Source organism: Anaerobacillus sp. QJM3NY_17, from assembly GCF_056173665.1.
Genome location: NZ_CM149685.1, coordinates 4,289,118 through 4,314,923, shown reverse-complemented (window position 1 = coordinate 4,314,923; position 25,806 = coordinate 4,289,118). Strand labels below are relative to the sequence as shown.

At 40.8% G+C, this 25,806-nt stretch carries 20 protein-coding genes and 1 riboswitch; of the genes, 14 read left to right on the top strand and 6 right to left on the bottom strand.

The features are described from left to right. Positions 1–17 precede the first annotated feature (17 nt). Entirely contained in the window at positions 18–908 is an 891-nt protein-coding gene (locus tag AC0VYV_RS22020) for a R2-like ligand-binding oxidase (protein WP_475373149.1), read from the bottom strand. A gap of 135 nt (positions 909–1,043) precedes the next feature. Here AC0VYV_RS22020 and AC0VYV_RS22015 point away from each other — a divergent pair, with 135 nt between their 5' ends. The 3 genes from AC0VYV_RS22015 (at position 1,044) to AC0VYV_RS22005 (ending at position 4,401) form a co-directional block, all read left to right on the top strand. Beyond that, positions 1,044–1,739, top strand: a complete 696-nt coding sequence (locus tag AC0VYV_RS22015; protein WP_430245452.1) for a LuxR C-terminal-related transcriptional regulator — start codon at positions 1,044–1,046, stop codon at positions 1,737–1,739. A gap of 102 nt (positions 1,740–1,841) precedes the next feature. Further along, on the top strand, positions 1,842–4,112 hold the full coding sequence (locus AC0VYV_RS22010; protein ID WP_475373148.1) for a molybdopterin-dependent oxidoreductase: 2,271 nt from the start codon (positions 1,842–1,844) through the stop codon (positions 4,110–4,112). Beyond that, positions 4,084–4,401 carry a DUF1330 domain-containing protein gene (locus tag AC0VYV_RS22005; RefSeq protein WP_475373147.1) on the top strand — a complete coding sequence of 106 codons (318 nt, stop codon included), beginning with the start codon at positions 4,084–4,086 and terminating at the stop codon, positions 4,399–4,401. The genes AC0VYV_RS22010 and AC0VYV_RS22005 overlap by 29 nt, the downstream gene beginning before the upstream one ends. A gap of 42 nt (positions 4,402–4,443) precedes the next feature. Here AC0VYV_RS22005 and AC0VYV_RS22000 read toward each other — a convergent pair whose 3' ends face one another. Both AC0VYV_RS22000 and AC0VYV_RS21995 read right to left on the bottom strand, forming a co-directional pair. Then, positions 4,444–5,556, bottom strand: coding sequence for an NADH-dependent flavin oxidoreductase (locus AC0VYV_RS22000; RefSeq protein WP_475373816.1), 1,113 nt, complete (start codon positions 5,554–5,556; stop codon positions 4,444–4,446). A 153-nt stretch (positions 5,557–5,709) separates the two neighbouring features. Continuing rightward, entirely contained in the window at positions 5,710–6,567 is an 858-nt protein-coding gene (locus AC0VYV_RS21995; RefSeq protein ID WP_194218202.1) for a MurR/RpiR family transcriptional regulator, read from the bottom strand. Between the two features lie 153 nt (positions 6,568–6,720). Between AC0VYV_RS21995 and gnd the strand changes: the two genes are divergently transcribed. Both gnd and gntK read left to right on the top strand, forming a co-directional pair. Further along, positions 6,721–7,620, top strand: coding sequence for a phosphogluconate dehydrogenase (NAD(+)-dependent, decarboxylating) (gnd, locus tag AC0VYV_RS21990; protein WP_194218203.1), 900 nt, complete (start codon positions 6,721–6,723; stop codon positions 7,618–7,620). Positions 7,621–7,828: 208 nt separating this feature from the next. Next, entirely contained in the window at positions 7,829–9,361 is a 1,533-nt protein-coding gene (gntK, locus tag AC0VYV_RS21985) for a gluconokinase (protein ID WP_475373815.1), read from the top strand. A gap of 344 nt (positions 9,362–9,705) precedes the next feature. Here the strand turns inward: gntK and AC0VYV_RS21980 are convergent, their stop codons facing one another. Further along, a complete protein-coding gene (locus AC0VYV_RS21980) occupies positions 9,706–10,191 on the bottom strand; it encodes a CarD family transcriptional regulator (RefSeq protein WP_194218204.1) in 486 nt (161 codons plus the stop codon). A 173-nt stretch (positions 10,192–10,364) separates the two neighbouring features. Between AC0VYV_RS21980 and AC0VYV_RS21975 the strand changes: the two genes are divergently transcribed. Next, positions 10,365–11,336, top strand: a complete 972-nt coding sequence (locus tag AC0VYV_RS21975; RefSeq protein WP_475373146.1) for a Gfo/Idh/MocA family protein — start codon at positions 10,365–10,367, stop codon at positions 11,334–11,336. Between the two features lie 66 nt (positions 11,337–11,402). Next, positions 11,403–12,566, top strand: coding sequence for an iron-containing alcohol dehydrogenase (locus AC0VYV_RS21970; protein ID WP_194218205.1), 1,164 nt, complete (start codon positions 11,403–11,405; stop codon positions 12,564–12,566). A gap of 47 nt (positions 12,567–12,613) precedes the next feature. Here the strand turns inward: AC0VYV_RS21970 and ade are convergent, their stop codons facing one another. After that, on the bottom strand, positions 12,614–14,329 hold the full coding sequence (gene ade / locus AC0VYV_RS21965) for an adenine deaminase (RefSeq protein ID WP_194218206.1): 1,716 nt from the start codon (positions 14,327–14,329) through the stop codon (positions 12,614–12,616). A gap of 40 nt (positions 14,330–14,369) precedes the next feature. Then, positions 14,370–14,471, bottom strand: a riboswitch (purine riboswitch). A 208-nt stretch (positions 14,472–14,679) separates the two neighbouring features. On the opposite strand from ade, the gene AC0VYV_RS21960 reads away from it, so the two are divergent. From AC0VYV_RS21960 to AC0VYV_RS21940, 5 genes are all read left to right on the top strand, one after another. After that, positions 14,680–16,341, top strand: coding sequence for a glycoside hydrolase family 13 protein (locus AC0VYV_RS21960; RefSeq protein ID WP_475373145.1), 1,662 nt, complete (start codon positions 14,680–14,682; stop codon positions 16,339–16,341). Positions 16,342–16,557: 216 nt separating this feature from the next. Further along, positions 16,558–17,040, top strand: coding sequence for a hypothetical protein (locus tag AC0VYV_RS21955; protein WP_475374317.1), 483 nt, complete (start codon positions 16,558–16,560; stop codon positions 17,038–17,040). 105 nt (positions 17,041–17,145) lie between these two features. Beyond that, a complete protein-coding gene (locus AC0VYV_RS21950) occupies positions 17,146–18,054 on the top strand; it encodes an HD domain-containing phosphohydrolase (RefSeq protein ID WP_303532725.1) in 909 nt (302 codons plus the stop codon). A gap of 164 nt (positions 18,055–18,218) precedes the next feature. Further along, complete coding sequence (locus tag AC0VYV_RS21945; protein WP_475374316.1) at positions 18,219–20,381, top strand: DNA topoisomerase III; 2,163 nt, start codon at positions 18,219–18,221, stop codon at positions 20,379–20,381. Between the two features lie 350 nt (positions 20,382–20,731). Beyond that, complete coding sequence (locus tag AC0VYV_RS21940; protein ID WP_194218211.1) at positions 20,732–22,624, top strand: cation:proton antiporter; 1,893 nt, start codon at positions 20,732–20,734, stop codon at positions 22,622–22,624. Positions 22,625–22,706: 82 nt separating this feature from the next. Here the strand turns inward: AC0VYV_RS21940 and AC0VYV_RS21935 are convergent, their stop codons facing one another. Continuing rightward, on the bottom strand, positions 22,707–23,783 hold the full coding sequence (locus AC0VYV_RS21935; protein WP_475374315.1) for a CotH kinase family protein: 1,077 nt from the start codon (positions 23,781–23,783) through the stop codon (positions 22,707–22,709). A gap of 232 nt (positions 23,784–24,015) precedes the next feature. On the opposite strand from AC0VYV_RS21935, the gene AC0VYV_RS21930 reads away from it, so the two are divergent. Together AC0VYV_RS21930 and AC0VYV_RS21925 are read left to right on the top strand one after the other, a co-directional pair. Next, positions 24,016–24,372, top strand: coding sequence for a hypothetical protein (locus AC0VYV_RS21930; protein WP_475374314.1), 357 nt, complete (start codon positions 24,016–24,018; stop codon positions 24,370–24,372). 88 nt (positions 24,373–24,460) lie between these two features. After that, positions 24,461–25,792 carry an NAD(P)/FAD-dependent oxidoreductase gene (locus AC0VYV_RS21925; RefSeq protein ID WP_475374313.1) on the top strand — a complete coding sequence of 444 codons (1,332 nt, stop codon included), beginning with the start codon at positions 24,461–24,463 and terminating at the stop codon, positions 25,790–25,792. Positions 25,793–25,806 lie beyond the last annotated feature (14 nt).

Below are 25,806 nucleotides of genomic sequence, written 5' to 3'. Positions count from 1 at the left end.
GCTCTTCCTCCTTTACTTTAAAGAACGCCAACATCGGATTCAGAAGTACGGTAAATCTCGTTGATGTCTTTTCCTTTTGCGCGTGCAAGGATGTCCATCCTTACCGATAGCTGTTTCATAGAAAAGGCCATTGTGGCATCAAGTGTATTTCCGAATGCGCTATGTGTTTTTTCTCCTATTCCTTCCTGTGTTAACTGATCTGCAAGTGGGGCGAGCTGATTCATCTTATTTTGCACAATCTCAAAGAGGTGGGGATGTTCAGCAATCAGGCGCTGTAACAAGAAGGTGCCATAGCCGATATGACGTGATTCATCTTTTTTCAGCAATCCAACGCCTTTCATTAATCCTGGCATAACCTTGGCTTTATCAAGAGATTCGTAGAAAGAAAAATAGCCTGTTTCAGCAAGAACCCCTTCCACAAACATATTGTAGACAGTAGAAGCTTCAGCTAGCGCTTCAGGAGAATGGTCCTGTTGGAGTTTCCCCATTGCTTCCGGTAATATAGAATAAAAAATTTTCCGATAGGTGTCGGAGTGAAAACGGGACAGGTCCCCGGTTTGACCAATCTCATTTAGAAATACACGAAAGAATTCCGTGTGCTTTGCTTCCTCAAAAAGAAAAGTTGTTAAGTACATCTCTTCTTCTAATCTTCCTTCTTTTGCGATCACCATGATTAATGGCAGAAGGTCCAATGTGACTGCTTCTTCACCAGCCTGAAATTGAGAAATTAGTCTCAGTATCTCTTCTTGTTGATCCCCGGTTAGAAACTGCCAATCTTTTACGTCTTGAGTAAAATCAATCTCTCTTGGGTCCCATCCGCCAAATTTCTTCGCTTTTTGATAAAGACGAAATGGCAGGGAATCTTCCTGAAGTCCGCGGTTGCTTGTCGTTATCATTTCTTTCCGCATCTTTGACCACCTTTCAATACTTGCGATTTAATCTAGCAAATTTTATAATGAAGGAGCTATCTTAGAAAGCGCTTACATATACAGTTTAACGATTTTTGTACGGCAGTTCGATTCCTGAAAAGATAGGGGTGAATCATGTCGATGCATGAGGAAACGTGGATGCGATCTTTTCATCGGATGTTAGAGATGAAAGATCCAATCCAACGTTGCGAAGTAATGATTAAACAATGTCTTGCCCATTTTCCATTCATGCGTGCGAGTCTCTTTACTTTTTCCTATTTTACAGGTGTTGGAGAAGGCATTCTTCGCGTTGATCGTAGTGGAGTGTTTTCTATGAGCGCTATACGTGAGGATATACGGCGCATCCCACCCATTCAACGAGTCCTTCTAAGTAACAAGCCTTCTTTCCTGGTGATGGATCAGCATCATCAGCTCTTCCCCACAGAATATATCGAAGCTTATGATTTAACATCTGTCTTAATTATTCCATTAAGCATTGAGCGAATTGCTATTGGCTGTGTCCTAATTGATAAAAACGAAGAGGGTGTTACGGTTCATCAAGGGCTTATTGATGATGTGATGATTTATTTTCAACAGGCACTTGCTTATATGCTCCCACCAATCTCTCGGTCACCCAATCCCTTAAGCAAACGTGAAACAGAAGTTCTTCAATATGCAGCTGATGGCTACAGTACGAAAGAAATGGCCAGGTTATTACGAATCAGTGATTTTACAGCGAGAGATTATATAAGTACGGCGATTCGAAAGTTACAAGCTAATCATCGTGCCGAAGCAGTTGCAAAAGCATTAAGAGAAAAATGGATTCTGTAACTAACGGAATCCTTTTACTTTCCCTTGAATAGTGATGGAATTTTCAGTAAACTTTAAATACTAACCAGTTGGTATTTAAACGAACATAAGGAGGAATATGCGATGACCACTGCTGAGGAGAAGATTCACTACCGTACTTGCCCGCTCTGTGAAGCCACATGCGGCTTAGAAATTCACACGGTGAATGGAGAAGTAACGCATATTGAGGGTGATAAGAAAGATCCTTTCAGTAAGGGATATTTGTGCCCGAAAGGATTTAGTTTAAAAGAACTTCATCATGATCCAGAGCGCATTCGAGAGCCAATGATTCGAAAAGGAACAGAGTGGTTTACAGTAAGCTACGAGGAGGCTTTTAAGGAAGTTAGGAAAGGGCTTCGTCGTGTGATTGAAAAGTATGGTCGCGATGCAGTGGGCGTCTACCTCGGTAACCCTAATGTTCATAATCTCTCAGGTTTACTTTATTTACCTCTCTTTCTTCGTGCTCTCGGTAGTCGAAATCAATATTCAGCAAGCACAGTCGATCAGATTCCAAAGCAGCTAGCAGCTGAGTTTATGTATGGTAGTGATTTCAGTATACCGATCCCTGATATCGATCGAACACAGTATTTTCTTGTGATTGGAGCGAATCCAATTGTTTCAAATGGTAGCTTAATGACAGGACCAAATATGAGAGGAAGGCTGAAGGCATTACAAGATCGCGGTGGGCGTCTTGTTGTTGTTGATCCCATTCGTACAGCCACAGCTAAAGTAGCAGATGATCATCATTTTATTAAACCAGGAACAGATGGTTATTTTTTGTTTAGTATCCTCCATACGTTGTTTGATGAAAAGTTAGCGAAGGAAACTCACCTATCGGGTCATGTGAATGGACTTGAAACAGTGAAAGAGCTCGCGAAAGATTTTCCACCTGATAAGGTTGCTTCGATATGTGGTCTCGATTCAGAAACGATTCGCACCATTGCAAGGGATATTTCTTCCGCAACGTGTGCTGCTGTGTATGGAAGAATGGGGACATGTACACAAACATTTGGCACAGTAAATAGCTGGTTGATTGATGTGATCAATGTTGTGACAGGTAATCTTGATCGCGAAGGTGGTGTTATGTTCACAACTCCTGCAGCCGGTGGCAAGACATCTAAGAAAAAAGGCTACCGATTTGATCGCTTTAGAAGCAGAGTGAGCGAACTGCCAGAAGTACTCGGTGAGCTTCCAGTTGCGTGTTTAGCAGAAGAAATGGATACGCCAGGGGAAGGACAGATCCGTGCATTTGTAACTGTAGCTGGTAATCCTATCTTGTCAACACCAAATAGTAAGCGCTTACAAAACGGCATTGAAAATCTCGACTTTATGGTAAGCATTGACTGTTACCTGAATGAAACAACAAGAAATGCTAACGTGATTCTTCCAGCTCCTACACCACTTGAACGCTCACACTATGATCTTTCATTTTATCAACTGTCTGTTCGAAACATTTCTCACTACTCGCCTCCTGTTTTCGAAAAGAAAGAATCCCAGCTGGATGAGTGGGAAATCCTCCTAAAGCTTGCGACATTAGTTGGAGAAGAAGAGCCTGATGACAATGCAGCAGCGAAATTAGATGAGAAATCGATTCATTACCTCATTAAAAAAGACGTGCAAAATGAACAATCGCCCCTTTTCGACCAGGATCCGAAAGAGATTATTAGCGTCCTTGAGGGCAGAATTGGTCCAGAGAGAATGCTTGATTATATGCTTAGGTCAGGTCCTTATGGAGACCATTTCAAAAAGCAAGGTGGTTTAAGCCTAAATAAACTTGAACAAAACCCGCACGGAATTGATTTAGGAGCGTTAAAGCCAAGAATTCCTGAAGTATTACTGACTCACACAGGTAAGGTTGAGTTAGCCCCTGAAGTCATTGTAAAAGACGTGGCAAGGCTTAAAGAAGAATCGTCTGAACAAGTAGATATGGTATTGATCGGTCGAAGAAATTTACGATCAAACAATTCCTGGATGCATAATTTGCCTGTTCTTATGAAGGGGAAGGATCGCTGTACGTTATTGCTTCACCCAGAAGATGGCAAGCGACTTGACCTTCAAGATGGTGACCTCGCACAAGTTCTATCAGATACAGGTAGTCTTGAAGTAAATGTAGCATTAACAGAAGACATTATGCCTGGAGTAGGCAGCATCCCACATGGATATGGTCATAACCTAGATGGGACGAAAATGACGGTGGCTAAGGAAAATAAAGGCGTCAATACGAATATATTAAGTAATGAAAAAAGACTTGATGCTGTTTCAGGAACAGCTGTATTAAATGGTATACCGATTGTCGTTAGAAAAGCAAAAAGTGGGAGGAATGAACATGGCTTTGTACGCTCTGAATCTATTTAACGTAAAAGATGGAGAAGAATATGCTGAATACGCAAAAAGGGCAGAGGAGCCAGTACGTAAGTACGGAGGGAAGGTTGTTGCGATTGGGAAGCTACATTCATCACCAGAAGGGGATATCGAGCCGAGACAAGTGATGATGCTTGTTGAATGGGAATCCAAAGAAGGTATATACAAATATGTAAGTGATCCAGATCTTGAGGATTTGCATCCACATCGTGAGCTTGGAGTCGATGATTTTGTCTGGCATTTATTTGAGAAGTTAGAGAATTTGAGCCCCGTTCTAAAATGAGCAAAGCCCCCGCACTTTAAAACGCGGGGGCTTTGCTTTTTTCTATTCTTCGATTGGGAACCAGCCTGGTACGCTAAAAATGGCATTCCAAAGTGGATCAGGTAATACAAGTTCTTGCTGAGCGTCTTTTCGTAACGTCACTCGAATGCTATCTTCGTCACCGTTTTGAACTTTCTCAACCCAGTTCGGTTCCATAATCATTTCACGGCCAAGAGCGATAAGAGGTACACCAGTCTCAAGCGCTTCTTCCACTTCAACAGGGGTATGAAGTGAGCCGACACCAATGACAGGAACGTTGTGACCAATTCGTTCTTTAATCATCTCCATGCGTGGTGTAGCATCTTCTTCGCGCATTGAACCTTGATAGAAGTCGGATAGTGAAACGTGAACATAGTCCAAGTTCCGTGAAGCAAGTTCATCAACAAACTGAAGCGTATCATCCATTGAGATTCCAGGATTTTCGCGTTCTTCAGGTGAGATCCGATAGCCAAGAACGAAAGCGCCATTAGCATGTTTTTTGATTGCTTCCTGAACAGATTCTAGAACAGCTAATGGGAATTTCATACGATTTTCAAGGCTACCACCCCATGTGTCTTCTCTGCGGTTAGAATGCGGAGAAAAGAACTGTTGAAGAAGGTACGTATTGGCACCATGAAGCTCAACACCAACAAACCCAGCTTCGATAGCTCTTCGCGTTGCTTCGCCGAAAGCACGAATTGTTTCTTGAATTTCGTCTTCTGTCATTGCACGAGGAGTTTTCGAACCTTCTCGCTCAGCGGGTACAGCACTTGCGCTAAGAATTTCTTCATTCGGAACGAGCTCAGGAGGGCACATTCTACCTCCGTGGAATATTTGTAGAATCGCCTTTGCACCTTCTGCATGAATGGTGTCAGCTAATTTCTTCAAACCAGGAATCTGTTCATCACGGTTAGCGCCAATTTCACCAGCAAAGCCTTTCCCGTGTGGGAGCACATAAGCACATGCCGTAATAACTGCGCCAACTCCACCAGAACGCTTTTCATAATAAGCAAGCTCTTGTGCGGATACTGTACCATCATCATTTGATAAGAAGTTTGTCATTGGAGCAAGCATGACACGGTTTTTTAATTCTACGCCAGAAGGTAGAGTATAAGATTGAAGCATTTTTCGATTCATAGTCATTGTTGTCCTCCTTTTAATACACGTACTGTAATTCCAACTCTTACAGTTTAGCATGACAGCTTATTTCTTGTCTTTCAAAGTGCTTTTATGATGTGTCAGTAAAACCTATAAAAAAACCCGCCAATGATGGCGGATTTTAGTATGAGGCTATATTCGTTTAGAAGAGATTGCCTCTCGCATAAGCTGAAGAGAGTGCTTAGATTTTTCTTTTCGAGCGATCATGACGTTCACATAAAGCGCATCAACGAGACTTAGCTGTGCAATTCTTGATGCGAGCGCTTCAGAGCGGAAATCGGTTTCTTGTGAAACAGTATAAAGAGGAATATCAACTTTTTTACTTAGTGGAGATGTCGCCAGGTTTGTGATGGCGATCGTCGTTGCACCTGTTTCTTTTGCGATGTCAGCTACACGAAGCATATCTTTGTTCGTTCCAGAATGAGAAATTAAGACAGCCACATCGCTACTTGATAGCTGAGAAGCGGACATGATTTGTAAATGTGCATCACTGTATGAGGTTGAGCGTAATCCTGTTCGAATAAACTTATGCTGGGCGTCCATCGCAATAATCCCAGAACCACCATTTCCGTAGAATTCAATATGAGTTGCATTTAATAAAATCTGCACAGCTTGATCAATGGTTGCATTATCGAGTATGTGATACGTATCTTCAAGCGTTCGTATGTTGGAACGGAGGACCTTTTCTGCTACCTCTTTCGTTGAATCCGTTTCTGTGATGGTCTCATGGATATCCTGAATGGGATTCACGATTTCCGCAGCAAGGGCAATTTTCATCGCTTGAAAGCCTTTAAAGCCAATTCGCTTACAAAAGCGGAAAACGGTTGCATCTGCAACGTTTAAATCTTCTGCCACCTGATTAATGGTACTATGGATAATTTTATTAGAATGGTTCAAAATATAATCCGCCACCTGTCGTTCTTTTTCGCTAAATTGCGAATAGGAAGAGCGAATTCTTGGAAGGCAGTGACGGGTTTCCGTATCGGACATTTACATTCTCCTCTCTATCACTCCTGATTGTATAATTGTAACCGATTACAATTAAGATGAAAATAGATTCCACTCAACCAATTGAAACAAAAAATATTTAATGTATAATTAAATTATAGGAAAAAATATTTCATTCACTTAAGGAGTTTTAATATGAACGTCGGATTAATTGGTTTAGGTAAAATGGGATACAACCTTGCTTTAAACTTACGTGATCATGGACATAACGTTGTTGTACATGATGCCAATGATGAGCAAGTACAAAAAATGAACGAAGAAGGTTTTAATGGTAAGTCTTCTCTTAAGGACGTTGTAGAATCGCTAGAAACGCCTCGTATTCTTTGGATGATGGTTCCTGCAGGTGAGATTACTCAAGCTGTGACAACAGAATTGTCGACACTTCTTGATCGTGGTGACATTGTCATTGATGGAGGAAACTCTCACTACAAAGATTCAAAAAGCCGAGGTGAGATGCTCCTAGAAAAGGGAATTTCTTTCTTTGATGTTGGGACAAGCGGTGGTAAGTCAGGAGCTCGTAATGGCGCTTGTACAATGATTGGTGGAGATAGCGAAGTTTTCAAAACGATCGAACCACTGTTTAAAGATATTTGTGTTGAAGATGGTTACCTTTATGCCGGAGAATCAGGTAGTGGACACTTCCTAAAAATGGTTCATAACGGCGTGGAATACGGTATGATGCAGTCCATTGCAGAAGGCTTTGATCTATTAAGCAAAAGCGAATATGATTTCGACTACGAGAAAGTGGCGCGCGTATGGAACAACGGTTCTGTTATTCGCTCATGGTTAATGGAATTAACAGAGCAGGCATTCTCTAAAGATGCTAACCTAGATGAGATTCGTGGTGTTATGAACTCTTCAGGTGAAGGGAAATGGACAGTAGAAACAGCTCTTGATCTTCAGACAGCAACGCCTGTTATTGCTCTTGCATTAATGATGCGCTATCGTTCTTTAGAAGACGATACATTTACAGGTAAAGTTGTAGCTGCGCTTCGCAATGAGTTCGGCGGTCACGCAACTGAAAAAAGCAATTAATTTGGAAGATAAAGGAGGAAGCATGTTTGTATAAACATGCTTCCTGATCTTTTCTTACCAAAACATCTTGCGTTAATTGAACGCGCTTACAGATCTTCATCATAGGCAAGTTCGTAATAAGGACTACGAAAAGCTATACTAGTCAGTGAATAGGTCAATTACAATTACGATGTAGGAGGAATGGCTCATGACGATGAACAAGCAATACATGATCGGTGTAGATATCGGTACGACGAGTACAAAAGCCGTTCTATATAAAGAAAATGGGCAACCCGTTTCAAAACATAATGTGGAATATCCATTGTATACACCAACACCAGCAACAGCTGAGCAAGATCCTGAAGAAATTTTGTTAGCTGTAGTAGAGTCGATTCGAAAAGTGATTCAAGATAACTCATTAAAAGGGGAACAAGTAAAATTTGTTTCATTTAGCTCAGCGATGCACAGTTTAATTGGGGTAGATGAAAAAGGAAAACCACTTACAAACTGCATTACTTGGGCAGATAATCGAAGTGCGAAGTGGGCAGAGAAAATAAAAAATGAGATGGACGGTCATGAAATTTACCGCCGCACAGGAACGCCTATTCATCCAATGTCTCCCCTGTCCAAGCTTGTTTGGCTAAAAAATGATGAAACAGAATTGTTTCAGTCAATATCAAAGTTTATTTCCATTAAAGAATATGTTTTCTACCGCTTTTTCCAGGAGTATGTCATTGATTATTCCATTGCTTCAGCAACAGGATTATTTAATTTGGAGCAGCTCGACTGGGACGATGATGCGTTAAAAATCGCTGGAGTGACAGCAGATCAGCTATCAAAACCCGTTTCAACTACTCATATGATGAGTGGTTTAAAAGCGCCGTATATTGAAGAGACAGGATTAACTTCTTCAACGAACTTTATAGTTGGTGCAAGTGATGGTGTGCTTTCAAACCTTGGCGTTAACGCAATTGAACCAGGTGTCGTTGCTGTAACAATTGGAACAAGCGGAGCGATTCGAGCGGTAACAGATCGCCCTGTAACAGACCCTAAAGGACGAATTTTCTGCTATGCATTAACAGAAGATAAATGGGTAGTTGGCGGCCCTGTGAATAATGGAGGAATCACATTCCGCTGGGTTCGTGATCAATTCGCCGCATCCGAAACAGAAACGGCGAAACGACTTGGGATTGATACGTATGAAATCCTAACAAGAATTGCAGAGCAGGTTAACCCAGGTGCCGATGGACTTCTCTTCCATCCTTATCTTGCGGGTGAACGTGCACCACTATGGAATTCCGATGCACGCGGAAGCTTCTTTGGTCTTGCCATGCACCATAAAAAAGAACATATGATTCGAGCAGTACTAGAAGGCGTAATTTATAACTTATATAGCGTTCTTCTTGCATTAGAAGAACTAATCGGAGAGCCTAAACAAATTAAAGCAACAGGCGGCTTTGCACGATCCGCACTATGGCGTCAGATGATGGCTGATATCTTTAACCAAGAAGTAACCGTTCCAGAAAGCTACGAAAGCTCCTGCCTCGGTGCAATCGTTCTCGGTAAAAAAGCACTCGGCGAAATCGATTCACTAAGCATCGTATCCGACCTCGTCGGAGACACATTCAGCCATCAACCCAAAAAAGAAAACGTAGAAACCTACGCCGAACTACTACCAATCTACATCAGAATCTCAAGAAAACTAACCGAAGAATACACAGCCATAGCCAACTACCAAAATAAAAAATTGGGGAAAAACTAAAGCGGAAACACACCGTTTAGGACCGGCAGGCGCTGGAGCCTTTCAATATGAACACGTTTTTTGTGTTCAGGTTGAATGGTGAAGCGACCGAGGTTCTGGTGTGTTGTAGCTGGATGAAACTAAAGCGGCAAAACCCCGTTTAGACCCGGCAGACACTGGAGCCTTTCAAAATGAACACGTCCTTTGTGTTCAGGTTGAAAGGTGAAGTGGCCGAGGGTCTGGTGTGTTGTAGCTGGATGAAACTAAAGCGGCAAAACCCCGTTTAGACCCGTCAGACACTGGAGCCTTTCAACGCCACACAAAAAGACAGCCCGATTGGGCTGTCTTTTGTTATCCATCGAGCATTAATGCTTAATGGCTTCCTTCAATATTACCGTTGCTTGATCTAACTCGACGTCTTTCGTCAAAACGATCTCGCTTATGAGAAACTGCTGGGCATTCTCCAGTAGTTTTTTATCGTCAGTTCCGAGCGGTCTTTTCTTGTTAAGGGCAACGAGCTCACGGATCACTTCCACGTGATTGTGGATGTCTCCCGTTTTAAGCTTGTTCATATTATCCCGGTAACGCTGGTTCCTATTAGCACTGGGCTCTTCTACGTCAACTTCTTCATTAAAAGAAGTTAGCACTTCGTCCATCGTACTGACATCAGACACTTCACGAATCTTCAGGTTTTCCGTCTTACCTTTTGGAATCATCACCTGAATATCACGAAAAGGCATATTAAGAATATAATAGATCTGAGTTTCGCCCAGTATTTCTTTTTCCTCAATTGCTTCGACTATACCTGCACCGTACATGGGATAAAAAATCTTATCGCCTACCTCAAACAAGCGCCCACCCCCAAATTTATAAATTATAGCACATCTACTATTATAACATAAACAATTAATTTGTACGAATGTAATATTTTTTTCGTTGTAGCGGTATGTTTGATTGATCAGTGTAAACTCCATTACAATAATAGACATATATGGGTTTAACTAATAATGGAGGCGTTTACAAAATGAGGATTGGAATGATTAGTTTCTGGCACGTTCATGCAAAAGATTATGCCAAAGAGTCGCAGATTCACCCTGATACAGATATAAAAGCGATCTGGGATGAGAACGAAGAACGTGGAAGAAAAGAAGCGCAGGAAAGAGCGGTGGAGTACATAAGTGATCTAGACGTCCTTCTTAATCGAGAAGATATCGATGCTGTTGTAGTGAGCTCACCTACAAACATGCATAAGGAGATCATCATTCGAGCAGCGAGGGCAGGAAAGCATATCTTTACTGAAAAAGTCCTAGCGGCTAAAGAAAATGAGGCGCTGGAGATTCTAGAAGCGGTGAATGAGACTGGGGTAAAGTTATTTGTTTCTTTGCCCCGCGTTTATGATGGTTATACGGAAGCTATTCAGCAGTTGATTGAATCAGGTGATCTTGGCGACATCACACAGACACGTGTACGCCTTGCTCATAATGGAGCGACTGCTGATTGGCTTCCACAGCATTTCTATCAGAAAGAAGAGTGTCAGGGCGGAGCATTAATCGACCTTGGCTGTCATCCAGTGTACTTAACGAGGCTATTCCAAGGAATGCCGCAACGTGTCACAGCTCAGTTCGGTTATGTAACAGAGAAAGAAGTAGAGGACCAGGCTGTCGTGACATTTGGATATCAAAGCGGTTCCTACGGTATTGCAGAAACAGGGTTTGTAAATGATCACTCCCCATTTACCATTGAAATAAATGGCACTAAAGGATCAGCGGTATATGGCATGCCAGAGAAGGTTTTACTAAAGAAAGTATCTGATCAGTGGGAAGAGGTAGCGGTTCCAGATGACCGCCCATCCCCATTCTTTCAGTGGATCGACCACATTCAAAAGGATATCAAAACTGATGAAAACCTAGGACTTGCCCTTGAATTAACAGTGCTGATGGAGGCTGCTTATCGTGCGGAGGAGCAAAGACGTGAAGTCGTCGTCACTAACCGATAGTTTAACGTACGTTTTTAGGAAGTGAATGTGTTACACTAACTTCGACTAACGATAATGAGGTGTCTTATGAATACATTTTTACAATACAATCCAACTCGTCTTTATTTCGGGAAAGATCAGATCACTCAATTGCAAGGTGAACTTAAATATGGTGCGAAAGTTCTTGTTGTATATGGTGGAGGAAGTATTAAACGAAACGGCGTATATGATGCTGTCATGTCAGAACTTAAAAAAGTAAATGCAGAGGTGCATGAGCTTTCTGGTGTTGAACCAAACCCACGTTTAACAACAGTTGAGAAAGGTTCTGCCATTTGTAAGAAAGAAGGAATCGACTTCCTTCTAGCCGTTGGTGGTGGCAGTGTAATTGACTGTACGAAAGCGATCGCGGCAGGTGCCCATTACGAAGGTTCTGCATGGGATTTAATCACGCAGAAGGAGCCGATTGAATCAGCTCTCCCATTTGGTACGGTATTAACCCTTGCTGCAACTGGATCTGAGATGAATTCAGTTTCAGTTATTACAAATTGGGAAACAAAAGAGAAGCTCGGTTGGGGTTCTCCTCATGTATTTCCGACGTTTTCGGTACTAGACCCTACTTATACATTCTCGGTTCCGGAGAATCAAACGGTGTATGGCATTGTTGACAGTATGTCACATGCGCTAGAGCATTACTTCCATCGTACAAACAATACACCAATGATCGATGGATTTATTGAATCACTTCTTCGCACGGCAATTCAAACTGGTCCTAAGCTACTAAATGATCTTGAATCATATGAACATCGTGAAACGATGATGTACATTAGTACAACAGCCTTTAACGGAACATTAAGTAATGGTACAGATGGTGGGGACTGGGCAACACATCGAATCGAGCATGCGGTATCTGCTGTTTACGATATTCCTCACGGAGGCGGATTGGCGATTCTATTCCCGAACTGGTTAGAACATGTTCTTAAAGAAGATCCTTCCCGCGTGAAACAGCTAGCGGTAAACGTTCTTGGCGTTTCATCAGAAGGGAAAAGTGATCAAGAAGTAGCAGTTGAAGGGGCGAAAGCGCTTCGTGAGTTCTGGAATTCACTTGGCGCTCCATCACGTCTTGCTGATTACGAAATTGACGATGCTGAATTTGATGGTATGGTTGAGAAAACATTTATTAAGCCAGGCGTTGGCACTTATAAAGAACTGGATCGTGAGAGCGTTCGAGATATTTTACAACGTTCTCTATAATTCAAAAGCAGCATGGCGATTTTGCCATGCTGCTTTCTTCATATCGTCTATTCATCTATATTAATATGGCGAAACTCTCCTACATGAAAAAGTCCGAGGTCCGTTAATTTTAGCTCCGGAATAACAGGGAGGCTTAAAAACGAAAGGGTAAGAAAAGGATTGAAGTGATCTGGAGCACCAATTTCCTTTAATGCTTTTTCGATTTCTTCAAGTTCCTCTATGACAGTAGGATAGTCTTTATCCGAAAGTAGTCCAGCTATTGGCAGCGGTAGCTTACCAATCACTTTCTTTCCTCGAATAACAGCCAACCCACCTTGCATTTCCTGAATGACTTCTGCAGCCTTAATCATGTCTTCATCGTTCGTTCCTGCCATAATTAAGTTGTGCGAATCATGACCGACGGTTGTTGCTATTGCCCCATCATGAAATTGAAAACCTTTCACAACCCCAAGGCCAATGTTGCCTGTATGATGATGGCGCTCAATCACAGCCAGCTTCATAAGGTCTTTTCTAGAACAAGAAACAAACCCACCATTTTCATCATGATCAACCGTTAATTTTCTGGCCTTTGTAACTATTTGATTAGGAATGAGTTCAATAACATTCGCTTCTTCCTTCGAAACGGCTAGTTTCAGGTGATCTTTTCTTAGTGTGGGGAGATGAACAGAGCTTGTAATCCGATTCGAAGGAGTAACCTTTGCTCCCATTTTTGTCTTTCCAGACTCTGCAACAAGTTCTCCAGCACGATAAACATGAGAGATAGAAAAGGACTCAATGTCATCGAGCATAAGAAAATCAGCATCAAGGCCAGGCGCAATAGCCCCTTTCGTTGATAACCCAAAACATTCAGCCACATTTAATGATGCCATTTGAATGGCTAGAAGTGGATCTACCCCTTCTTGAATAGCAAGTCGAATATTATGATCGACGCTTCCTTCATTGATCAGGTCATCGATATGTTTATCGTCTGTACAAAACATGAATCTTCTAGCATTTCGTTCAGTTACAGCGGGAATGAGTTGTTTTAAGTTTTTGGCTACGGACCCTTCGCGAATGAATACATACATCCCACGTTTTATCCGCTCGAGCGCTTCTTCAGCCGTGATGCATTCATGATCCGTCGTAATTCCTGCCGATTTATAAATGTTTAGAGCATTGGAATGGAGCCCAGCGGCATGTCCGTCTATTTTCTTGTTTTGTGCATCGAATAACTTTTGCATCATAGAAGGTGAAGTATGAGCGACTGAAGGATAATCCATCACTTCAGCTAGGCCAAGGACGCGGCTGTGCTCATAGAAAGGTTTGAGATCTTCGGCAGAAAGGGTGGCGCCTGAATTCTCAAAGGAGGTAGAAGGCACACTTGAGGGAAGCATAAAGAATATATCCATCGGAACGTTTTCAGAATCCTGAAGCATATAAGAGATACCTTCGGATCCGCAGACATTCGCTATCTCATGGGGGTCAGTGACAATTGTCGTCACTCCACAAGGAAGAACAGCATTGGCGAATTCGGAAGGGGTGACCATTGCGGATTCGATATGAACATGAGCATCGATTAGTGATGGTACGATGTATTTCCCATCCGCATCAATAATATGATGACCTTCGAAATCTCCAAGTCCAGCAATCACACCATCAACAATAGCTACATCTGTCTTAATCAGCTCTAGGTTGTAACTATCTAATACAATTCCATTTTTAATCACAAGATCTGCAGGGCGTTTCCCCGCAGCTGCTTGAACTCTTCTGGTTAACTTCTCCATTATTATTCTCCTCTCATTTAGACAGAGGATGACATATTCACATTGCCAGAATTGTCATCGTAGTCAAACCATTTACGGTAGTTTGGTAGAAACCTTTGGACCTTATCTCCAAATTTATACGAAACCTGGTACGCATTATTAGCGTATTCTATAGATCTCTTGAACTCTCGTCAATAGCATCTGTCATCATCTCGAAAAAATACTTTCATATTCATATTGATAAATGGGTGGAATACAAGTAAACTACAAGTAAGAACATCTAAATAGACAAAAGAAAGCGTTTTTTTATCGAAAATTAGGCAAACGTTTGCACTTTACTAACTTTAACTAAAAGATGAGGGTGTAGAGACATGAATAGAATCTGGTGGAAAGAAGCAGTAGGCTATCAAATTTATCCTCGTAGCTTCCAGGATTCAAATGGTGATGGTATAGGTGATTTACAAGGGGTTATTCAAAGACTCGATTATATAAAAAATCTTGGCATTGATGTGATTTGGATTTGTCCCATGTACAAATCTCCAAACGATGACAATGGATACGACATTTCTGATTATCAGGATATAATGGAAGATTTCGGTACAATGAAAGATTTTGATGCGCTTCTAGAGGAAGTGCATAAGCGAGATATGAAGCTGATTATTGATCTCGTATTGAATCACACAAGTGATGAGCATCAATGGTTTATCGAGTCACGGTCCTCGAAGGAAGATCCGAAGCGTGATTGGTATATTTGGCGTGACGGTAAGAATGGCAAAGAACCGAATAACTGGGAAAGTATCTTTGGCGGCTCAGCATGGGAATACGATAGGAAAACAGATCAGTACTATCTCCATGTTTTCTCAACAAAGCAGCCGGATGTAAATTGGGAAAATCCCGCTGTTCGTGGAGCGCTTTATGATGCGGTGAATTGGTGGCTTGATAAGGGGATTGATGGTTTCCGTATTGATGCCATTAGTCACATTAAAAAACGCCCAGGATTCCCGGATATGCCCAATCCTGCAAATGAAAAATACGTCTCTTCCTTTGATATGCATATGAATCAGAAGGGTATTCAAGAATTTCTTCAAGAATTTAAGGATGAAACGTATTCTAATTATGACGTGATGACGGTTGGAGAAGCCAACGGCGTAAGCATTGATGAAGCTGATCAATGGGTCGACGAAAAAAATGGGAAAATGAATATGATTTTTCAATTTGAGCATCTTGGATTATGGGATGCAGTAGATAAACCTGAACTTGATATCGTATCTCTCAAGTCAGTGCTGACACGCTGGCAGAAAGGGCTTGAAAACAAAGGATGGAATGCATTGTTTGTTGAGAACCATGATAAGCCACGTGTAGTATCAACATGGGGGAACGACAAGGAATACTGGCGAGAAAGTGCGACTTCAATGGGAGCGATGTACTTCCTCATGCAAGGAACGCCTTTCATTTATCAGGGACAGGAAATCGGCATGACAAATGTTCAATACCCTTCTATTGAAGATTATGACGATGTTGCAGATAAAAATCGCTATCGCATCCAACGTGAAGCTGGTGTATCACACGAATCGATCATGAAAGTAATTTGGGCTTCTTCTCGTGATAATAGTCGCACACCAATGCAGTGGAACAGCGACTATAATGCTGGGTTTTCTTCAGGGACCCCTTGGCTAAAAGTCAATCCGAATTTTGTAGATATTAATGTACAAAAGCAAGAGAATGATGCCAACTCTATTCTAACTTTCTACAAAAAAATGATTCAGCTGAAGAAAGAAAACCTAGTTTTCACTTACGGGACCTATGATTTGCTTCTTGAAAAGCATCCGCAGCTTTATGCCTATACGAGAACAACAGAAGAAGATCAAGTTCTTGTTGTGACGAACCTATCAATAGAGCCAGCTGTATTTGAAACAAGACTGGTTCTAAAGCAAGATCAATTGCTTCTGAATAACTATCCTGTTGTGCAAGAAGTAAATGATTCGATCAATTTAAAGCCTTATGAAGCGAGAGTTTATCGAATAAATCGCTAATACAGACAGCCGATTCAATCGGCTGTTTATTTATTTTGTAGAAATTATTTACATTTATAAACGATAAATGTAATCTAATAATTTCCAAAAACGTCGAATAAAGAGGGTAAAAAAGAATAGATTTCTTGAAAAATTTACCGTATAGTGTTGATTAGTGGGAAGTATGACCCAATTCTATCTTTTCACAGAATACGAGTTTACTAGGGGAGGATTAAAATGAAAAAGTTAATCGTAGCTTTATTCTCAGTAGTTGCACTATTTATGTTCATGGGCACTGGAACTTTTGCAGCAGAAAATGATCATAGTGATATTTTACAGAAAATTGAAGAAACAAATGTTAAGATTGAAGAAGAGATTCAAACAGCACAGGCTAAAGGTAACAAACTATTGTCAACGCTTTCTCTTGAAACAACTAAGCTTGATGCAACACTCGCCTCCGCTCGTCAGGATGGGAAATCAGACGCTGAAATTGCTAAGATTGAAAAAGAAGTAAAGACTAAGAAAGCTGAACTTACTTCTAAATACAATCAAGAACTTGATAAACTAATTGACAATTTAATTGATAAAACAAACAAAATGACTGCAGACATGATTGCAGAAGCTGCTAAAGAGGGCATTCAGGCTGAATGTTCATGGGTATACGTACAAATTGGAGACCGCTGGGTATGGGTTGATCCGATTAAAGTTATCGGGCCATGACCAAAAAAGGTGCATCAATTTCATGATGTACCTTTTTTGTATCTTAAAAGCACTATATAATGAATACATACAAATCTATTGTTCCGCACTCGAGGAGGGTAAATGGTGAATGGTCTTGTTGTTGGAAGAAAGAATTCATATCTTGAAAGTGTAGAACAAGAATCAGCCTCCCTAAGTTTACTAGCTAAGGGAGCAGGCCTTGAATTTATGATCCATACAATAAATGAAAACACGGCTTTTTATATTTATCCTGGTAAGAACCCTGATGCATATGAGTTTTTCTATATTCTTAAAGGGCAAATAAAGTGTGAGGATCAGGATCTCGTTTTAAATGAAGGAGATTATTTTTCAGTTAAAGCTATAACAGAATTAATATTCTTTGAGGTTATAGCTGAAGCGCACCTTCTTTGGGTTATTAATGAACCTACATTTAGATTAATTAGTGAAGACATAATTAAATTGATACAAAATGTAAAGAGCGTAGGGGAAAAAGATAAATATACAAAAGAACACAGTGAACGTGTACAAAGTATGAGTATGAAAATTAGTAAAAAGATGAATCTATCCCCAGAAAATGTTGATAATTTAATTGTTGCGTCGATCCTCCACGACGTAGGCAAAATTAATGTTCCTGAAGAAATTCTCAACAAACCCGGTGGGCTAACCGATGAAGAATATGACATTATCAAAAAGCATCCAGCCGATGGAGCAGAGATGATAAAGGACACGTATTATGCTGATGTCAGCAACATTATTCACCAACATCATGAGAGACTTAATGGTTCTGGTTATCCAGATGGTTTAAAGGATGAAGAAATTACGATTGGCGCGAAGATCATTGGTGTCAGCGATTCTTATGACGCGATGACAGACGATCGTTCTTATCGAAAAGCGTATACGCCAGAATATGCCATGAATGAATTAAAGCGTCTTTCGGGTGTCTTATATGACGCTGAAGTCGTTGATGCTCTTGAAGAGGTTTTAATTGAAGATGGCATACTTAATAAGGTTTAACAAAAGAGGAGATGGGATAACATCTTCTTTTTTTGTATGTTCATATATCTTCTACAAACTTTATAGCGAAAGAAACAGTATCTTATTTCCATTGTTTCACGTGTAACATCGAAGCTGGTATGATAGTAAATAGAAAAGAATCGATATTTGAGGAGATTGGTATTGTGGGTAAACAGCTTATTCTTGCAGAAAAACCCTCTGTTGGACGTGATATTGCGAGGGTATTGAATTGTACAAAAGGTGGAAATGGTTTTCTTGAAGGAGACCGTTATATCGTCACATGGGCGCTTGGTCATCTTGTGACACTAGCTGATCCAGAAGTTTATGATGAAGCATACAAGACGTGGAAGCTAGAGGACTTACCGATGCTTCCTGCCCCACTGAAGCTAGTTGTTATTAAAAGAAGTGGGAAGCAATTTAGCGTTGTAAAAACGCAAATGAATCGGAAAGATGTTAGCGAAATTGTCATTGCCACTGATGCGGGACGAGAAGGGGAGCTTGTGGCACGATGGATTATTGAAAAAGCACGTGTCCAAAAACCATTAAAAAGACTTTGGATTTCTTCTGTAACGGATAAAGCGATTCGTGATGGTTTTAAGAATTTGAAAGAGGCAAATCAGTACAAGAACCTATACCAGGCAGCTGCAGCTAGGTCTGAAGCGGATTGGTATGTAGGCCTTAATGCAACTCGAGCGCTTACGACAAAATACAACGCACAGCTTTCTAGTGGCAGAGTACAAACACCAACGCTTTCGATTATTGCAAAACGAGAGGAAGAAATAAAAGCCTTTGTACCTGAACGCTATTATGGGATTTCTGCTGTTGTAGATGGTTTTACATTAACTTATCGCGATGCGAAATCGAATGATTCGCGCGTATTTGATCGAGACAGAATAGATACTTACCTAAAGAATTTATCGGGCAAACCAGTTCAGATTGAAGAAGTGAAAAAAGCAAAGAAAAAGACGTTCGCTCCAGGTTTATATGATTTAACGGAATTACAGAGAGACGCTCATAAACGCTATGGGTTTTCTGCAAAGGAAACTCTTTCAGCTACACAACGACTGTACGAGCAGCATAAGCTCGTCACATATCCTCGAACAGATTCTCGCTTTTTGTCTTCTGATATGAAGGATACGTTAAAAGAACGACTAGAAGCAGTGGCACCTTATGAGAAAACGGCTCGAAAAGTACTTGGGAACCCAATTCAAACTGGAAAGCACATTGTTGACGATCGAAAAGTTTCTGATCATCATGCCATTATTCCTACGGAGCAAACACCCATTATTCGCGAGCTTAGCGATAAGGATCGTAAGGTTTATGATCTCATAGTAAAGCGATTTGTTGCAGCACTATACTCTCCATTTGAATACGAACAAGTCACGGTTGTTGCGAAGATTGGCCAAGAGCATTTTGATGCGAAAGGCAAACGTGTTCTTTCAGCCGGTTGGAAAGAAGTTTACGATACTGAAGAAGAGGATGTCATTCTTCCAGAGCTAAAAGAAAAACAGGAACTTCGCGTTCTATCTCTTACAAGAACAGAAGGGAAAACAAACCCGCCGTCTCGTTTTAACGAAGGAACTCTTTTAACTGCAATGGAGAAGCCGGCTCAATTTCTTGGTAATCAGGATAAGAAGCTAGCCCAAACACTTGGTGAGACAGGCGGGCTAGGAACCGTTGCAACGCGTGCAGATATAATTGAGAAATTATTTAATAGCTTTTTGATTGAAAAGAATGGCAAAGACTTAACAATCACGTCTAAAGGAAAGCAATTGTTAGACATCGTTCCAGACGAATTACAATCCCCGGCTCTAACGGCAGAATGGGAACAAAAGCTTGAAGCGATTGGAAAAGGCGAACTATCGAAGCGGGCATTTATTGAAGAGATGAAGGCTTACGCAAATGAAACTGTTCAGAAGATCAAATCAAGTACGAAGAAATATAAGCACGATAACGTGACGGGAACCAAATGCCCCGACTGTGGGAATTTAATGCTCGAAGTGAAAAGTAAGAAGGGGAAAATGCTCGTTTGTCAGGACCGAGAATGTGGGTACCGTAAAGGTAAAAGTAAAGTAACGAATGCTAGATGCCCTAAGTGTAAGAAAAAGCTCGAGCTTCATGGCCAGGGAGACGCACAGACATTTATATGTAAGTGCGGTCATCGTGAAAAGCTATCGACGTTTAATGAACGACGAAAAAAGGAAAAGAATACCAAAGCAACAAAGAAAGACGTATCAAAATATATGAAAAATCAAGGCCAGGATGAACCGGTTAATACTGCTCTTGCTGATGCTTTAGCGAAATTAAAACTTGATCAAGATAGATAACAGGAAGCAGGGGGACCTGCTTCTTTTTTCATACCGATGTTATTCTTGTAATGAGAAAATAATAAAGTATGGAAATGGGTTCGTTTTGTAGATTGAAGGGTAATACTTCATTCACAACACATACCTTGTCATTCGGGATTGATTAGATAGAAAAGAGTAGATAGTTGCCTGAAGCAGTGATTACGTATAAAATGACGGCAGGTAATAGATGTTTCCTTCTTTTTTACTAATATCTACAAATTTGAGCATATTTTCAAACATTTCTGTTCACTTCGATTATAGTGAAGTTATGTACAAAGGACAGAATAGAAATGAAGAACTAGCAGTTGTTAAACATAAGGAGGCTATCCATGGTCGATTCGATTTTATTTAATATTATGCTTGTAGGTGCCCTTGGCATCTTTTCACAGTGGATTGCCTGGCGTTTTCACTTCCCTGCCATTGTCGTTATGTCCATCATTGGATTGCTTGTCGGTCCGCTTTTTGGATTACTTCATCCAGAAGATGTATTTGGTGACTTATTTGACCCGTTTGTATCTATCGCAGTTGCCATTATTTTATTTGAAGGAAGTCTAAATCTTGATTTTCGTGAGATTAAAGGGCTTGGGAGACCGGTCGGAAGAATTGTAACGATAGGAGCTTTTCTAGCGTGGCTCCTTGGTTCGTTATCAGCCCATTACGTTGCAGGTCTATCATGGGGCGTAGCATTTGTTATTGGTGGATTATTTATTGTCACTGGCCCTACGGTCATTTTGCCGTTATTGAGGCAAGCCAAACTAAAACCAAGACCCGCGAAAATATTAAAGTGGGAAGGGATTATCGTTGATCCACTTGGAGCTCTTCTCGCTGTATTTGCATTTGAAATTATTAAATTCTTAAAAGTAGAAGAAGCAACGGCAACTGTCCTACTTGTCTTTTTCTTAGGATCCCTTTTTGCCACATTATTTGGCTTCTTATGTGGTCGCGGAGTAGGTTGGATGTTCGAGAAAGGTTATGTACCTGAATTCTTGAAATCTCCAGTCGTGTTCGCAGTGGTGATTCTTTGTTTCGCAGTGGCTGATGAAATCACGCATGAAACTGGACTGCTTGCTGTTACGGCAATGGGTATTACTCTTGCCAATATGCATATCTCTTCGATTGATGATATGAGGCATTTTAAAGAAAATATATCAGTGCTATTGATCTCTACGATTTTCATCATGCTAACAGCTTCTTTATCAGTTGACACTTTGCTTGAAATTTTCCATTGGCAAATTCTGGTCTTCGTAATTCTGATGTTATTTGTAGTAAGACCACTATCCATTTGGTTATCAACCATTGGAACGGATTTATCATGGCAAGAAAAAACGCTTGTTGGCTGGATCGCGCCACGAGGTATTGTGGCATTAACTGTAGCGAGCTATTTTGCTAGTGTTTTACTTGATGCAGGATTTGAGGATGCAAAAATATTAATGTCACTTACGTTTGCATTAGTATTCGCTACTGTTGTAGTTCACGGCTTTTCTATTCGTTGGACTGCTGAGAAGCTTGGACTAGCGAGTGATGGCCAGCCCGGTGTTCTGATTGTTGGGGGTAGTACGTTCTCTACGGCGTTATCCAAAACGCTGAAAGAACTTAAAATCCCTGTATTAATAACAGACTCATCATGGCAAAGGCTGCTTACAACGAGAAAAGCAGGAGTACCTTTTTATAGAGGAGAAATACTCTCTGAGCAAACAGAGTATCGCCTTGATCTCACCCCTTACGAGTATATGCTTGCAGCTACGGAGCTTGATTCTTATAATGCGCTCGTTTGTACGACTTTCGTTCCGGAGATTGGTCGTAATAACCTCTTCCAGTTAAGCTTACGTAACGATCGAGGAGATGATCTTGAGGAGCTTGTTCACACGATCGGTGGACGTGTAGCCTTTAAAGAAGGAGCTACATGGGAAAGCCTGAATCGTAAGGTAGAAAGTGGTTATGTTTTCCGTAAAACAAACATCACTCAGCAATATGCTTATGATCAATACCTGGAAGAAAGAGACGATGAAACGATCATGCTCTTTGTGAAAAAGCCCTCTGGAAGTTTGGAGTTCTTCGCCCATGACTCTCAAACTAGAGCTGAAGCAGGTGATGTTATTGTTAGTTTGATGCCACCTAGTAAAGAATTTAATCGGATTAGAGAAAAGCTTGAGAAGCAGCGATCCGATGAGAAACTAGAAAAAGATAAAGAACAGAAGAAACAGAAGGAAGAAAATGAGTAAAAGCCCCCGTTTGGGGGCTTTTTGGTTATTTTCATTTAGTGTTTAGGCTCATTAGAGTGACAGGCACCGGCCAAAAATTCTTTTAAAAATCGGTCAATTCTTTCTTTATAAAATTCACGCGGTCTCGGATGTATTGAAGTATAAAGTCAGGTTCTGAATCAAAGTAGCTTAGTTTATTTTTTAGAAAAGTATCGTTAAGGGCATAAGGTCTCAAAATTTGGTGAAGTTCATTGATCTCTTTTTCAAGTTCTTTGGTGGTAAAGAATGTTTCTATTGTTTGCTCAAGCTTTAATCGATATCGAGTCCTAAAAGTAGGACAGGCTAGTAGTCTCGCTGTAAGCGTATTGTAGCCACTGATGGGGATATAGTCATGTTCCATCATTCTTCCGTTAATATCTCGCCCCCACGTAGCGTCATAATCCCATGGAATAACTTCAAACCGATTGGTTTCCCTGTTTTGATAAAGGGCGTAGTTTTGAATAAAGGCGTCAAAGTTTTGTGTGCAAACGACGCCACATAGCCAGCTCAAATATTTTTCAACGTCTATTAAATTGTTTATTTCAGTTTTAAACTTTTCTTGTGATAATGTGTTGATTTTATATAGAAGAATTTCAACTGAATGATCGTCTGATTCCAATCCGTATTTTCTCATATATCCATCAAGCAATGATTTCTTCGGTTTGTAATCATCAGGTCGAAGGAGTGAAAAATTGGCGTCATCATTTTGAGCATAGTAAATGGGCCCATCTGGTAGGTTATGATTGTTAAGATAAAATTCATCTATCGAATCCAGTTTTAAATAGATGCTTGAGAAGAGGTTATTGTGTGTGAGCATAATGTGCTCAGCTTTAGGAGTTAGTACATTCAATTTATGAAATAAATTGAAAGAAAGCTTACTTCTTAATAATGAATAATCATTGAATTCGGCATTTAAGTGCAGTGTTTTTTGATGATGAAATAAGTTCGTGTCATTAAACTCAACCATATACGATTTTTTTTTGAATTTTCGCGTGTGTGCGCCACGATAAGTTGTTTTCACCTCATAATTCGTTTGGTCTACTTGTAAAACAGCTGGTACAAGTTGATCGCTCCATTTATCTTTCTTTAGCTTTTTCATACCTTTTTTATCGATCGATAAATGATAGTGTGGAATGCTCATACGTCACTTCCTTTATCCTTTTCCTACTCATAACAAGATATGAGGTCATATGAGATCATGCCACTTAAATGGGAGAGAGTGGAATTTTCCGTAGGAACTGAACAAGCTCTTCATTTCTTCATATCATATAGTAATGCTAAAGCAGAAGATAAGGGAAGGGAGCAAACAGTGTTGAAGAATGTTTCAATGAATGTAGAGGTGCTATTACAACAAGCTCAGGAAGCAGGACTTGATGAGTTTCTTATTCAAAACCCGATCGAAGCTAGAGGTGGCAAGCGTAAGTCAGGGAAGAAATCTGGTCGTCGTTCAGGTAAAGGTTCGAGCGGTTGTCGTAGTCGTCGCTCAAGTGGAAAACGTAGCTCAGGGAAGCGTTCACGTTCAGGACGTCGTAGCTCAGGAAGACGTTCAGGTAGGCGCTCAAGCGGCAGACGTAGCTCAGGCAAACGCTCGTGCGGCGTGCGCTCTGGACTTTTCTCGACAGGGAGACGTAGTAACCGTCGCAGCCGACGCTCAGGTAGGCGTTCAAGCGGCAGACGTAGCTCAGGAAGACGTTCAAGTGGCAGACGTTCAAGAGGACGTCGTTAGATAATATTCGCTTTCATTTAAAGGACTGATTTTTTAGAGATCAGTCCTTTTGATGTGATATGCTTTTAAATAAAACGATTGGAGGTAGTGCCATGTACGATGTCACGATCATTGGAGCTGGAGTTAGTGGTATTTTTATGGCATATCAGTTAACGGAGCTACATCCAGAATATAAAATCATGTTAATCGATAAAGGAAAGAAGCTTTCCGACCGAAATTGTAGGCTTGGTTCACAACAAGAATGTTCTTGTGACGTTTGTGACCAATACATAGGGTTTGCTGGGCTAGGTAAATCAGAAGGTAAATTTAATTATACGAATGATTTTGGTGGTAGTCTCGGTAGAAAAATAGGTACTGCTCAGTCGGAAAAATTGATGTGGGAAGTCGACCGCATTCTTTGTTCTTTTGGCGGGGACAAGGCTGAGCTCTATCATACATACAGTTCGGAGTTAGAGGAGAAAGCCAAAAACGTAGGGTTAGATGTGTTCACGACTTCAGTTAGACACCTTGGGACAAACCTTTCTTTTGAAGTGTTTCAAAATTTGTATGAGTATTTGTTAGAAAGAATTGATTTAAGATTTGAAACGGATGTTTACTCGATTGAAAAAGCGGAATGCTTTGAGGTAACTACCTCAACAGGAAACGTGAAAACAAAAAATGTTGTTATCTCGACAGGTAATAGCGGAAGTGAGTGGATGTATGCCCAATGTGAACAGTTAGGTCTAGTGCCTGGTCCTGCTCGCCTTGATTTGGGTATTCGAGTAGAAATGCGAGGTGATCAGCTCACATCCATCTTGAAGGATACGTTCGAAACGAAGCTTCATATTCAACGAGAGGCATTTGAAGGAACGACGTACTGTATGAACCCAAATGGGCGAATTATAAGGAAATATCAACACGGGCTTGTTATGCCGGATGGACAGAATAAAAGAGAAAAGAATGCGCCAGGAAACAATTTGAACTTCACCTTATTTGTTCCTTCTTTTTATTCTTCGAAAGAGGAAGCGGATAACACTGCACAGCAAATTATTGGAGGGATTAATAGAGGTGGGGAGCGAATTGTGGTCCAGCGTCTGCGGGAATTAAAAAAACAAGAGGCTACAACTTCGACAATTCTAAGTTCGAATTCAATTGTTCCTTCCCTTGATGGAGAAGCTGGGAACTTGATAGACGAAGTGCCGAACATCTATCTTCGTGCGCTTCAGGAGTTTCTTTATTGCCTCGAAAAGCTGATCGGTGAGCCAATTGATGGAGAGACGTTACTATATGGTATGGATGGAAAGTTTTACGAAGCAAAGATCCAGACAAATGATCATTTTGAAACAGAAGTAGAAGGTCTCTTTTTGATCGGAGATTGCTCTGGTGAAACGCATTCTCTATCACAGGCAGCAGCAAGCGGTTTATATGTTGCAAATTTGATGTAAGAAAAAGATCGGCT